Origin of the sequence: Pseudomonas sp. NPDC098747 (genome assembly GCF_044760045.1) — a bacterium.
GTDB lineage: Bacteria > Pseudomonadota > Gammaproteobacteria > Pseudomonadales > Pseudomonadaceae > Aquipseudomonas.
On the sequence record NZ_JBIWAL010000006.1, the window covers coordinates 152,194 to 164,888 of the forward strand.

The window sequence follows — 12,695 nt, forward strand, 5'->3', positions numbered from 1 at the left end:
CTGGGCGTCATCGAGCTGACCATCGCGTTGCATTACGTCTTCGACACCCCGGACGACCGGCTGGTGTGGGACGTTGGTCATCAGGCGTATCCGCACAAGATCCTCACCGGTCGCCGTGAGCGCATGGAATCGCTGCGCCAGAAGGACGGCATCGCCGCTTTCCCGCGTCGCGCCGAGAGCGAGTACGACACCTTTGGCGTCGGCCACTCCAGCACGTCGATCAGTGCAGCGCTGGGCATGGCAATTGCCGCCCGCCTGCAAAACAGTGATCGCAAGGCGATTGCCGTGATCGGCGACGGCGCATTGACCGCCGGCATGGCCTTTGAGGCGTTGAACCACGCGCCGGAAGTCAACGCCAACATGTTGGTGATCCTCAACGACAACGACATGTCGATCTCGCGCAACGTCGGCGGCCTGTCGAATTATCTGGCGAAGATTCTTTCCAGCCGTACTTACGCGAGCATGCGCGAAGGCAGCAAAAAAGTGCTGTCGCGCCTGCCCGGCGCCTGGGAAATCGCCCGTCGCACCGAAGAATACGCAAAAGGCATGTTGGTCCCCGGCACCCTGTTCGAAGAGCTGGGCTGGAACTACATTGGCCCGATTGACGGCCATGACCTGCCGACCCTGATCGCCACGCTGCGCAATATGCGTGACCTGAAGGGCCCGCAGTTTCTGCACGTCGTCACCAAGAAAGGCAAAGGCTTCGCCCCGGCGGAAGTCGACCCGATCGGTTACCACGCCATCACCAAACTCGAACCTGTCGACGCTCCGGCCGCTGCGCCGAAAAAGGCCGGCGGACCGAAGTATTCGGCGGTGTTCGGCGAATGGCTGTGCGACATGGCGGTTGCTGATCCGCGACTGGTCGGGATTACCCCGGCGATGAAGGAAGGCTCGGATCTGGTGGCGTTCAGCGAACGCTTCCCGCTGCGCTATTTCGACGTGGCGATTGCCGAGCAACACGCGGTGACGTTCGCCGCCGGCATGGCCTGCGAAGGCGCGAAACCGGTGGTGGCGATCTACTCGACGTTCCTTCAGCGCGGCTACGATCAGCTTGTTCACGATGTGGCGGTGCAGAACCTCGACGTGCTGTTCGCCATTGACCGCGCAGGTCTGGTCGGCGAAGACGGCCCGACCCACGCCGGCAGCTTCGACCTGTCGTACCTGCGTTGCATCCCGGGCATGGTCATCATGACCCCGAGCGATGAAAACGAACTGCGCAAAATGCTCACCACCGGTCACCTGTATAACGGCCCGGCGGCAGTGCGTTATCCGCGCGGCAACGGCCCGAATGCCGCAATCGATAAAGACCTCGAACCGATCGAAATCGGCAAAGGCATCGTCCGTCGTCAGGGCAACAAAGTCGCCCTGCTGGTGTTCGGTGTGCAACTGGCCGAGGCGCTGAAAGTCGCCGAGAAGCTGGACGCTACCGTGGTCGACATGCGTTTCGTCAAACCGCTGGATGAAGCATTGGTGCGTGAGATTGCCGGCAGCCACGAGCTGCTGGTCACCATCGAAGAGAACGCGATCATGGGCGGCGCCGGTGGCGCGGTCAGCGAATTTCTCGCCCGCGAGAATATCCTCAAGTCGATGCTGCACCTGGGCTTGCCCGATGTTTACGTCGAGCACGCGAAGCCTGCGCAGATGCTGGCCGAGTGCGGGCTGGATGAGACCGGGATTGAAGCGTCGATTCGTGAGCGTCTGGAACTGTTGAACAAGTAAAAGCAAGACCTGCACAAAACCCTGTGGGAGCGAGCTTGCTCGTGAAAGCGGCCTGTCAGTCGATTTATTTTTGACTGACACACTGCATTCGCGAGCAAGCTCGCTCCCACAGTGGTTTGTGGACCTATCAAATTTGTGTACACCTGAAACATCACGGATTGCCATGAAACTCTCGCGCCTCGCTCTGCCCTTTCTTCTGCTGCCGACCGCCAGCGCTGTCGCCGACACCTTCGAGCGCGATCAAGCGCTGAAACTGCCGGATGTTTTGATCAGCGCCAACCGTCAAGTCGAAGCGCGCAATGACAGCAGTGCCGCCAACACCGTGTTTACCCGTGAAGACATCGACCGCCTGCAACCGAGCGATGTGCCGGACCTGCTGCGTCGCGTGCCGGGCGTGCAAGTGGCGCAAGCAGGCGGACGCGGCAGCTTGCCCGGGGTCTATATCCGCGGCACACAGTCGGCGCAAAGTCTGGTGTTGGTCGACGGCCAGCGCATCGGCAGCTCCACTTCCGGCGACAGCAATCTGCAGCACCTGAACATCGAGCAGATCGAGCGCGTGGAAGTGCTGCGCGGTTCGCGCTCGGTGATCTACGGCAGCGATGCGATTGGCGGGGTGATTCAGATTTTTACCCGCCGAGGGACTGAGCAAGGCTTGCAGCCACGGATGCATGTCGGCTTCGGTAGTAATCAGACCTGGGAACGCAGCCTCGGCCTGTCCGGTGGCGACGACAAAACCCGTTTCAACCTCGGCGCCAGCCTGGATGAAACCGCCGGGATCGACCGTACTCATGAGTCGTATCCGAGCGACGGCGATCACGACGCCTACCGCAACAAGTCCGTCAGCCTGAGCCTCAGCCATGCGCTGACTGACGACGTCGAAGTCGGAGCCAACCTGCTGGATAACCGTGGCAAGAGCGAGTTCGACAACCCGTTCGGCCGCTTCGACATGACCACGTTCGAATCGGTCCAGCAGCAGCCCTACAGCGATTTCAATGTCAGCAGCGTCAGCAGTTACGTCGATGCCAAGGTAAACGACATCTGGAAAACCCGCGTCGAATTCGGCCATACCGAGAACCGCGAAAAGACTCTGGATAAGCTCAGCAACGAGCGCACGGTGTTCAACACCTACCGCGATTCGGTGAACTGGCAGAACGACCTGACCCTGGATGCGCGCAACAGTCTGATCCTCGGCGGCGACTGGTACGAAGACCGGGTCAATAGCAGCACCGCGTTCGACAAGGACAGCCGCTGGAACCGTGCGGCGTTCATCCAGCATCGGTATCAGGCCGACAGTTTCTCCACCGAACTCGGTCTACGTCATGACGATAACCAACAGTTTGGCGGCCAAAACACCTGGAGCGGCACGTTCACCCTGCCGCTCGATCCGGACAACGATCTGTTGCTCAGCTACAGCGAAGGCTTCCGTGCGCCGACCTTCAATGACCTGTACTACCCGGATTTCAGCAACCCGAACCTGAAACCGGAAACCTCCAAAAGCTACGAGCTGCAATGGCGCAGCCAGTTAAGCGACAGCACGCGCCTCGAAGCGTCGCTGTACCGCACGGATCTTGAAGACGCGATCATTTTTGGTAGCAACTCACGGCCGGAAAACGTGGCGTCGGCGCGCATCAACGGCTTCGAAGCGGCGCTGAAGCAGGAACTGTTCGGCTGGCAGAGCAACCTTGGCGTGGCGATCATCGACCCGCGTGACCGTGATACCGGCCACACCTTGGCTCGGCGTGCGCGGCGGACGTTGAGTTGGGATCTGGATCGGCAGTTTGATCGTCTCAGCCTCGGCGCCAGTTGGCAGGCGGTGAGCAGCAGTTATGACGACCTGAACAACAATCAACCGCTAAGCGGCTATGCGCTGTTCGGCTTGCGCAGCAGTTGGGCGCTGAACCGTGAGATCAAGTTGGATCTTAAGGTGGATAACCTGCTGGACAAGGGCTACAGCCGGGCGAACTACAGCTATGACGGTAGCCAGTACGGTTATCGCGAGGAAGGTCGGGCGTGGATGTTTGGGGTGACGTGGACCCCACAACTCTAAGATCATCCTCGATCCACTGTGGCGAGGGGATTCATCCCCGTTCGGCTGCGCAGCAGTCGTAAAACCGGTGAACTCGGTCTATCTGAAATGCCTGAGATCCTGGGGCTGCTGCGCAGCCCAACGGGGATAAATCCCCTCGCCACAGGTTATCGGTGGGGCTGGATGAGGTGGCAGAGCTTGGCGGTGGCGTCGATCATCTGGCCGCTCGGGCGTTCCAGACCTTTGTCGGTGACCATCAGCAATGCCCCCTGCTTGACAGCAGCCACCTGCGGCCACGCCCTCCACGCATCCAACTGCACCTGATCACTCGCCAGAATAACCTCGGGATCTCGCTGCAATACCGCTTCGATGCTGACTTGCGGCGCAGGCAGACTCAAGTCGGCGAACACATTACGCGAGCCGCACACCTCAAGCGCATCGCTGATGATCTGCCCCCCGCCGACGGTATACAGCGGTTTGTCCCACACCTGATAGAACACCTTTAGCGGCACGTCCCGGTGATAACGCTGGCGCAGGTCGTCGAGTTTCTTGCGCAGATTCGCCGCCAGCTTTATCCCACGCTCGGGCCGGCCCAGTTGCCCGGCGATGGCTTCGATCTGCGCAGAAAGCTGTTCAAGACTGTGCGGTTCGGCGACATAAGTGGGGATGTTCAGCCGCTTGAGCTGATCGCGCTGAGCCGGCCCGACACTGCCGGGCCAGAGCAACAACAGATCAGGTTTGAGACTGAGCAAACGCTCCATGTCGAGTTGGCCATAGCGACCCACCGAGGGAAGATTCGCAATCGCAGCAGGCCGCTCGCCCGCATCCAGCACGCCGACCAGCAGGTCGGCGGAATCCAGTTCAACGACGATTTCAGAAAGAGAAGGCGCAAGGCTGACCACGCGCAGAGCGGCGAATGCAGGGCCACTGATGGCCAGCAGCAGAACCGCCAGCCAGAGATGGCGCATCAGCCGAGTTGACGCGGGATGCGGTAGAGGTAAAACAGCACGACGGTGGACAGCGCCAGCAACATCAGCGGGATGGCTTCAAGGCCGACAAAGACCGCCAGTGCACCGATCCACGCGGGTAACGCGGCCGCGAGAAATGCCGCTCGGCGGCTTGCCGCGAGGGCGATCCAGGCTGCCGGTTCATCCGCAGTATCGAGGGCTTTTTGCGTGGCGATCAGCGCATGTTTGTAGCGGCCAAAAAACTTCAGGCTGACGAACATCGACGCGACACCGGCGATGAACAGCGGCATCGCCAGCACCGGCAGAATCGCCTCGCCCTGACCGAACAGCGCATTGAGGACAAACAGCGGCACCAGCGCCAGCATCAGGTATTTCCACCAGTCGACTGACAGACGACGCCGCACCTGACCGCGGGTCACGCCCGGTCTACCTCGCCCTGATGCTCATTGCCCATCATGTGATCGAGCTTGCTGGCCTTGGTCGCCAGATAGAGTTTGTTGTGCGGGTTGTGACCGGTGTGCAGCGGCACGCGCTCGGCGACGTCGATGCCCATGTCGGTCAAGGCTTTGACCTTGCGCGGGTTGTTGGTCATCAGACGCAGGGCTTTCACGCCCAGATGTTCGAGCATCGGCAGGCACATGGCGTAGTCGCGCTGGTCGGCGGCAAATCCCAGGCGTTCGTTGGCTTCAACGGTATCGGCGCCGCCATCCTGCAACTCGTAGGCGCGGATCTTGTTCAACAGACCAATACCGCGACCTTCCTGGCGCAGGTACAGCAACACGCCACGCCCTTCGCGGGCGATGGCTTTTAGCGCGCCCTCAAGCTGCGAACCGCAGTCGCAGCGCTGGCTGAACAAGGCGTCGCCCGTCAAGCATTCGGAGTGCAATCGACCGAGCACCGGGGCACCGTCGGCGAAATCACCCAGGCTCAGCACGACATGCTCGCGGCCGGTGGCTTCATCGAGAAAACCGTGCATGGTGAATTGCGCAAAAGGCGTTGGCAGCTTGGAAGCGGCGACAAAAACGACAGGCACCGGTGTGCTCCTGATCTAAAAAAAGTCTGAAGATTCGCTGGGCGGCATTGTAACAGCAGGTTCTTGCAGACGCTTAGGCTGAATTATCGGGCATAACGATCAAAAAGTTTGATGACTCCCCCGGACAGCGCGGCGACTTGATTACCTGTGGGAGCGAGCTTGCTCGCGAATGCGTTGCATCAGCCACCACATCCTTACTGACCCACCGCTTTCGCGAGCAAGCTCGCTCCCACAGGGTTTGGGGGCCCGACTCTAATTTGAGTCAAACGGATACGGTTGCTTCCACTTCTCGAAAATCGGTTTCAACTCGCCGCTTTTGACCAATTGATCCATGCGCCGGTCAAACAGCGCCATCAATGTGCGGGCCTGGGGGGTATTGGCGAAGCACAGGTACAGCGGTAACTCAGCGAGATGGGTCGTGCGAAATTGCGATGGATCCCTCGCCCGACTGAGCACGTAATTGATTTCAGTCAGCGCGTCGATGTAATAGTCGGCGCGGTTGTGGGTCAGCATCGACAAGATCCCCGTGCGTCGGAGGACTTCGTTAAAGCTGCGCACATTGGGCAGGTAGCTTTGGTAGTCGTAGCCGCGCACCCAGGCCAGTCGATAGCTGCCCAGAGTTTCCAGCGTTGGCGCCGGGTTGCTGGCAAGGCCCAGCGCATAGACGTGATCGGTATCGAAATTCCAGCGCGGATAGAGCAGATCACTGAACTCTTCGTGATACGAGCCCACGCAAGCATCGACTTCAGCACGCTGCGCCAGCCCTACAGAACGCGTATAGGGTTCGCTGCGAATATCGAGTTTTACCCCGGCCGGCTCGAACACCTTGCGCAACACATCCCAGGCCAGACCATGGCCATCGGCAGCGGTGTAGTCTTCCCAGACTTCGCTGGCCAGATGGATGACCGAGGGCGTCGGCGCAGTTTCCTGCGCACTGGCGACAGTGCCCAGCACAGCCAAAACCACTCCTGCCAACCAGCGCCGAGCCATCCTTGGTTCCCTCATAACCCTGGAATCAGGCAAATATCCACACCAGTCCCTGCATCGCCAGCCAGGCGAACACACCGGCCAGCACGTCATCAAGCATGATGCCGACACCGCCGTGAACATGCCGGTCGATCCAGCGGATCGGCCACGGCTTGAGAATGTCGAAAAAGCGGAACACCAGGAAACCCGCGAGCAACCAGTACCAGCCTTCCGGCACCAGCCACAGGGTGATCCACATCCCGACCATTTCGTCCCAGACGATGCCTTCGTGGTCGTGCACGCGCAGATCGTCGGCCACCTTGCCGCACAGCCAGAAGCCAAACAGCATGGTGATGCCGAGCATCAGCCAGTAACCCCAGTCGGGCAACATCTGCCACAACGGGATAAAGGGTAGCGCAACGAGCGAACCCCACGTACCCGGCGCCTTGGGCAAAGTGCCCGAACCGAAGCCGAAGGCGAGGAAATGCCAAGGATTGCGCCAGACAGAAGGCGGGACGAATTCGGCCGGAACCTGTTTCGAGTGATCTGTCACGGTGACTCCTGAAAATGTTGATAACCCCGGATGTGCGGGGTGATGTCGTGCCCTTCGCGGTCCAGCAGCGCCACGCCCTGCCCCTCTGCCACACGACCGATCACATGGATTGGCCAACTGGCGGCCAGCAGCGCCGGCAACTCGACGGACGGTAGCGTGAAGGCCAGCACGTAATCATCGCCACCACTCAACGCCGCACGCTCGGCACCGCGCTGACCGAGAAACGCCACTAATGCATCCGACAGCGGTACACGCTCGCGTTCAATTTCAAGTCGCACCTTCGACGCCAATGCGATGTGCCCGCAATCGGCGAGCAACCCGTCGGAGATATCCAGCGCTGAAGTGGCTTTTCCGCGCAAGGCCTGCCCGAGCGCGAGTTGCGGTTGCGGCGACCAATAATGATCGAGCAGCGGCTGGGCAATGTCCGGCGCGGCATCGCGCTGGCCCAACACCAGCGGCAACGCGCCAGCCGCATTGCCCAGTTCACCGCCGACACACAGCAAATCACCCGGTTGCGCGCCGCTGCGGGTCAAGGCCAGCCCGGTCGGAACGCGACCGAATACGGTGACGGTCAGGCTCAACGGGCCGCGTGTGGTGTCGCCACCAACCAAAGCCACGCCGCAATTCTGCGCCATGCGGTTCAAACCATGGGCATAGGCTTGCAGCCAATCGGCGGTCACCGTAGGCACAGTCAGGGCAAGGGTAAACGCGATGGGCGTGGCGCCCATGGCGGCCAGATCGCTGACCGCGACGGCCAGCGAGCGCTGACCGAGCAAAAACGGATCGCAGGGATCGGCGAAATGCACGCCGGCCACTAGCGTATCGGTGGAAATTGCCAGTTGTTCCCCGGGGGGAACCGCCAGCAAGGCGCAGTCGTCGCCGATCCCGAGAGCAACGCCCTCGCCGCCCTGCGCACAAGGCGCGGCGGCGAAGAAATTGCGGATCAGCTCAAACTCGCCCATTGGGTATCAAGCGCGTATCAGCGCTTGAACGCCTTCACTTCAGCTTCACGCAGACGCGGGGCCAGCTTGTCGAGCACACCGTTGACGAACTTGTGGCCGTCGGTCGAACCGTAGACTTTCGCCAGTTCGATCCCTTCGTTGATCACCACGCGGTACGGCACGTCGACGCGCTTGAGCAGCTCCCAGGTGGACAGGCGCAGAACGCACAGCTCAACCGGGTCCAGCTCTTCGATGGTCAGGTCCAGGCACGGCGCCAACGCAGTGTCGATCTCGGTCTGGTTGGCCGGAACACCGTGCAGGATGTCGTGGAAGTAGCTGGCGTCGGCAAAGGTGAAATCGTTGTCGACGCGAAACTGCGCTTCGATTTCGTTCAGCGAAGTGCCGGCCAGAAGACGCTGGTACAGCGCTTGGGTCGCCAACTGACGGGCAGCGCGGCGCTTTTCGCTTTTCGAAGGCTTGCCGGCGTCCGCTGGACGTGGGTCGCGCGGGTTGAAACGATCGCTTTCGTCGCTAATCACTTGGCCTCCAACTGTGCCAGCAGGCTGACCATTTCCAGTGCGGACAGGGCAGCTTCAGCACCTTTGTTACCGGCCTTGGTGCCGGAGCGTTCGATGGCTTGCTCGATGGAATCAACGGTCAGGACGCCGAACGCAACCGGAACGCCGAACTCCATGGATACCTGGGCCAGGCCCTTGGTGCACTCGCCTGCCACGTATTCGAAGTGCGGAGTACCGCCACGAATGACCGCGCCGAGGGCGATGATTGCTGCGAACTCGCCTTTCTGAGCGACTTTCTGCGCAACCAGCGGGATTTCGAAGGCGCCAGGCGCGCGGATGATGGTGATGTCGCTTTCGCTCACGCCGTGGCGAACCAGGGCATCAACTGCACCGCTTACCAGGCTTTCAACAACGAAGCTGTTGAAACGGCCCACTACCAAAGCGTAGCGGCCTTTAGGGGCGATGAAGGTACCTTCGATGGTCTTCAGGGTCATTCGTTAGATCTCTTAAAGAGCCGGGACGCGTCTCGTACGCATCCCTCAGTGATATTAGCCACGAATACATGGTCGGAAATAACGCATTGCTGCTCGATCACACCCTGTGGCGAGGGGATTTATCCCCGTTGGGCTGCGCAGCAGCCCCTATTTTGGGACTGCTACGCAGTCCAACGGGGATAAATCCCCTTGCCACAATGGGTGTACACCAGCAATACGAATCTGCGGGTCATTATTCGGAGGGCACGTATTCTACAACTTCCAGATCGAAACCGGATATCGCATTAAATTTCATTGGCGCCGACATCAAGCGCATTTTGCGCACACCGAGGTCGCGCAGGATCTGCGAACCGGCACCGACGATGCTGTAAGTGGTCGGTTTTTTCACCACTGCCTGCTCACCGGTTTCACGGATATGCGCCAGCAACACGTCGCCATCGAGCGGGTGACCGAGCAACAGCACCACACCACTGCCCGCCTCGGCAACCGCAGCCATGGCGGCACGCAGGCTCCAGCGGCCCGGTTGTTTGACCATCAACAGATCGCGCAGCGGGTCCATGTTGTGCACGCGAACCAGCGTCGGTTCTTCAGCGCAAACAGTGCCCAGTGTCAGGGCCATGTGCACGTCGCCTTCCACGGAATCACGATAGGTCACCAGGTTGAATTGGCCCAGTTCGCTGTCCAGTGGCTGCTCGGCAATCCGCTGAACGGTACGTTCGTGGATCATCCGGTAGTGAATCAGGTCGGCGATGGTGCCGATCTTGATGTTGTGTTCAGCGGCGAACGCTTCCAGCTCGGTGCGACGGGACATGGTGCCGTCGTCGTTCATCACTTCGCAGATCACGCCGCTCGGCTCGAAACCGGCCATGCGCGCCAGGTCGCAAGCAGCTTCGGTGTGGCCAGCGCGAGCCAGGGTACCGCCAGCCTGAGCCATCAGCGGGAAGATGTGGCCAGGGCTGACGATGTCTTCAGCCTTGGCGTCTTTCGCGGCGGCAGCCTGCACGGTGCGTGCACGGTCAGCGGCGGAGATGCCGGTGGTCACGCCTTCGGCCGCTTCGATCGAAACGGTGAACTTGGTACCGAACCCGGAGCCGTTGCGTGGCGCCATCAGCGGCAGCTTCAACAGTTCGCAGCGCTCGCGGCTCATCGGCATGCAGATCAGGCCACGGGCGTGCTTGGCCATGAAGTTGATGTGTTCGGCCTTGCAGCACTCGGCGGCCATGATCAGGTCGCCTTCGTTCTCGCGGTCTTCGTCATCCATGAGGATGACCATCTTGCCTTGGCGGATGTCTTCAACCAGTTCTTCGATGCTATTGAGCGCCACAAGGCACCCCCTTCAGTCAGGAATTGAGGTAGCCGTTGGCGGCCAGAAAGCTTTCGGTAATCGTGCCACCAGCGCTCGGCTCTGCGGCCTTGTCGCCCAACAGCAGGCGCTCCAGATAACGCGCCAGCAAGTCGACCTCCAGATTCACCCGGCGACCCGGCTTGTACGAAGCCATGATGGTTTCGCTCAGGGTGTGCGGAATGATCGTCAGCATGAACTCGGCGCCATCGACTGCGTTCACGGTGAGGCTGGTGCCATCGACGGTGATCGAGCCTTTATGGGCGATGTACTTGGCCAGTTCTTTCGGTGCGCGGATGCGAAACTCCACCGCACGGGCATTATCGGCGCGGGAGACGATTTCGCCGACACCGTCGACGTGACCGCTGACCAGGTGACCACCCAGACGAGTGGTTGGGGTCAGGGCTTTTTCCAGATTGACCGGGCTGCCGCTTTTCAGGTCATTCATGGCGGTGCAGTCCAGCGTTTCGCGGCTGACGTCGGCGGCAAAGCCGTCGCCCGGCAGCTCAACTGCCGTCAGGCAGACGCCGTTGACCGCGATGCTGTCGCCGAGCTTGACGTCGCTCAGGTCGAGCTTGCCGGTTTCAACATGCACGCGTACATCGCCACCCTTTGGGGTCATTGCGCGGATGCTGCCGATGGATTCGATAATGCCGGTAAACATGGGGTTCTCCTTGAGAACGAAGCCAGCGCTAACGCGATGGCCGAGAATTATACGCTCGCCGATGCGACAGGGATGGCAGTGACTCGCCAGTCATCGCCCACCGCACGAATTTCAGTGATTTTCAGCTCCGGGGCATCCTTCATATAGGCCAACGGCCAGTCCAGTAAAGGACGCGCCGTGGAGCCAAGGAACTTGCCGGCAATAAAGATCACGAACTCATCGACCAGACCGAGCTGGGCAAACGCACCAGCCAAACGCGGACCGGCCTCGACTAGCACCTCGTTGACGCCACGGCTGGCCAATTCGACCAGCAACTGATGCAGATTCACCTGGCCGTCATCACCCGGCACGATCAAACATTCCGGGCCATTGGCGTATTGCTCTTCGACAGCCATGCAGGTCGCGACCAGCGCCGGGCCAGCCTTGAAGAAGGGTGCATCGAGCGGCACCCGCAGGCGTCCGTCGATCAGCACCCGCAGTGGCGGACGGCTCATGGCCAATGCGGTTTGCTGTTTATCCAGCCCCAGCTCGTCGGCGCGAACCGTCAAGCGCGCGCCATCGGCCAGCACGGTATCGGCGCCGGTCAGCACCACGGCCGCCTGAGCGCGCAAACGCTGCACCGCCGAACGCGCGGCCGGGCCGGTGATCCACTGGCTCTCGCCGCTTTCCATCGCCGTGCGACCGTCCAAACTCATGGCCAACTTGACCCGCACAAACGGCAAGCCATGCTCCATGCGTTTCAGAAAACCTTGATTGAGCTTGCGCGCTTCGCCTTCCAGCACGCCACTTTCAGTGGCAATGCCAGCATCGGCCAGACGCTGCAAACCGCGCCCGGCAACTTGCGGATTCGGATCACGCATTGCCGCAATCACTCGGCCGACACCGGCAATGACCAGCGCATCGGCGCACGGCGGGGTGCGGCCGTGGTGGCTGCAAGGCTCAAGGGTGACGTAAGCGGTGGCGCCCCGGGCCAGCTCACCGGCAGCGCGCAAGGCGTGAACTTCAGCGTGAGGTTCGCCGGCGCGTTCATGCCAGCCTTCGCCGACAATCTGCCCGTCCTTCACAATCACGCAGCCAACCCGAGGATTGGGGTGCGTGGTGTAGTGACCTTTGCGTGCCAGTTCCAGCGCGCGAGCCATGAAGTGGGCGTCGAGGATGGCCTGCTCGGCGGCGGTGGTCATTCTTTCACCGGTTCGCGGGCGAGGCGGTCGATTTCTTCGCGGAACTCGTTGAGATCCTGGAAGCGCTTGTACACCGAAGCGAAACGGATGTAGGCGACTTCATCAAGCTTTTGCAGCTCGGCCATGACCAGTTCGCCGACCACGAGGGATTTGACCTCGCGCTCGCCGGTGGCGCGCAGCTTGTGCTTGATGTGGACCAGAGAGGATTCGAGGCGCTCGACGCTCACCGGACGTTTCTCCAGGGCGCGTTTAATGCCCGCTCGTTTTTTTTTTTCGTATTACGTTTGTTT

General features: G+C 60.9%; 13 protein-coding genes and 1 pseudogene. 2 read left to right on the forward strand and 12 right to left on the reverse strand.

Annotated features, from left to right (window positions below; translation table 11 throughout):
• Both dxs and ACIQVE_RS05960 read left to right on the forward strand, forming a co-directional pair.
• Nucleotides 1-1,719 (forward strand): 1-deoxy-D-xylulose-5-phosphate synthase (gene dxs, locus ACIQVE_RS05955; protein ID WP_402805512.1); only part of this gene is annotated, 1,719 nt, incomplete at its 5' end.
• A gap of 163 nt (nt 1,720-1,882) precedes the next feature.
• Nucleotides 1,883-3,766 carry a TonB-dependent receptor domain-containing protein gene (locus tag ACIQVE_RS05960; protein ID WP_402805515.1) on the forward strand — a complete coding sequence of 628 codons (1,884 nt, stop codon included), beginning with the start codon at nt 1,883-1,885 and terminating at the stop codon, nt 3,764-3,766.
• 146 nt (nt 3,767-3,912) lie between these two features.
• On the opposite strand, the gene ACIQVE_RS05965 is transcribed toward ACIQVE_RS05960, so the two are convergent.
• The 12 genes and pseudogenes from ACIQVE_RS05965 to ACIQVE_RS06020 form a co-directional block, all read right to left on the reverse strand.
• Entirely contained in the window at nt 3,913-4,713 is an 801-nt protein-coding gene (locus tag ACIQVE_RS05965) for a cobalamin-binding protein (RefSeq protein ID WP_402805517.1), read from the reverse strand.
• The gene (locus tag ACIQVE_RS05970; protein WP_402805519.1) at nt 4,713-5,132 is read right to left on the reverse strand and encodes an MFS transporter; all 420 of its coding nucleotides are present in this window, start codon (nt 5,130-5,132) and stop codon (nt 4,713-4,715) included. Before ACIQVE_RS05970 ends, ACIQVE_RS05965 begins: the two co-directional genes overlap by 1 nt.
• Complete coding sequence (gene ribA, locus ACIQVE_RS05975; protein WP_150602083.1) at nt 5,129-5,746, reverse strand: GTP cyclohydrolase II; 618 nt, start codon at nt 5,744-5,746, stop codon at nt 5,129-5,131. Before ribA ends, ACIQVE_RS05970 begins: the two co-directional genes overlap by 4 nt.
• A gap of 252 nt (nt 5,747-5,998) precedes the next feature.
• Nucleotides 5,999-6,736 (reverse strand): substrate-binding periplasmic protein, encoded by a 738-nt coding sequence (locus tag ACIQVE_RS05980; RefSeq protein ID WP_402805523.1) that lies wholly within the window; start codon nt 6,734-6,736, stop codon nt 5,999-6,001.
• Nucleotides 6,737-6,761: 25 nt separating this feature from the next.
• Nucleotides 6,762-7,265, reverse strand: coding sequence for a phosphatidylglycerophosphatase A (locus tag ACIQVE_RS05985; protein ID WP_402805526.1), 504 nt, complete (start codon nt 7,263-7,265; stop codon nt 6,762-6,764).
• Nucleotides 7,262-8,227 (reverse strand): thiamine-phosphate kinase, encoded by a 966-nt coding sequence (gene thiL, locus ACIQVE_RS05990; RefSeq protein WP_402805529.1) that lies wholly within the window; start codon nt 8,225-8,227, stop codon nt 7,262-7,264. The genes ACIQVE_RS05985 and thiL overlap by 4 nt, the downstream gene beginning before the upstream one ends.
• Before the next feature lie 17 nt (nt 8,228-8,244).
• Nucleotides 8,245-8,745: a transcription antitermination factor NusB gene (gene nusB / locus ACIQVE_RS05995; protein WP_047303669.1), complete on the reverse strand. Its 501-nt coding sequence runs from the start codon at nt 8,743-8,745 to the stop codon at nt 8,245-8,247.
• On the reverse strand, nt 8,742-9,218 hold the full coding sequence (ribE, locus tag ACIQVE_RS06000; RefSeq protein WP_003228649.1) for a 6,7-dimethyl-8-ribityllumazine synthase: 477 nt from the start codon (nt 9,216-9,218) through the stop codon (nt 8,742-8,744). The genes nusB and ribE overlap by 4 nt, the downstream gene beginning before the upstream one ends.
• A 232-nt stretch (nt 9,219-9,450) precedes the next feature.
• The gene (gene ribBA / locus ACIQVE_RS06005) at nt 9,451-10,542 is read right to left on the reverse strand and encodes a bifunctional 3,4-dihydroxy-2-butanone-4-phosphate synthase/GTP cyclohydrolase II (RefSeq protein ID WP_402805533.1); all 1,092 of its coding nucleotides are present in this window, start codon (nt 10,540-10,542) and stop codon (nt 9,451-9,453) included.
• Between the two features lie 16 nt (nt 10,543-10,558).
• Nucleotides 10,559-11,224 (reverse strand): riboflavin synthase, encoded by a 666-nt coding sequence (locus tag ACIQVE_RS06010; RefSeq protein ID WP_402805536.1) that lies wholly within the window; start codon nt 11,222-11,224, stop codon nt 10,559-10,561.
• A gap of 47 nt (nt 11,225-11,271) precedes the next feature.
• Nucleotides 11,272-12,405: a bifunctional diaminohydroxyphosphoribosylaminopyrimidine deaminase/5-amino-6-(5-phosphoribosylamino)uracil reductase RibD gene (ribD, locus tag ACIQVE_RS06015; protein WP_402805539.1), complete on the reverse strand. Its 1,134-nt coding sequence runs from the start codon at nt 12,403-12,405 to the stop codon at nt 11,272-11,274.
• A pseudogene (locus ACIQVE_RS06020) lies at nt 12,402-12,695 on the reverse strand (ATP cone domain-containing protein); the annotation flags it as partial. The gene ribD and the pseudogene ACIQVE_RS06020, both read right to left, overlap by 4 nt.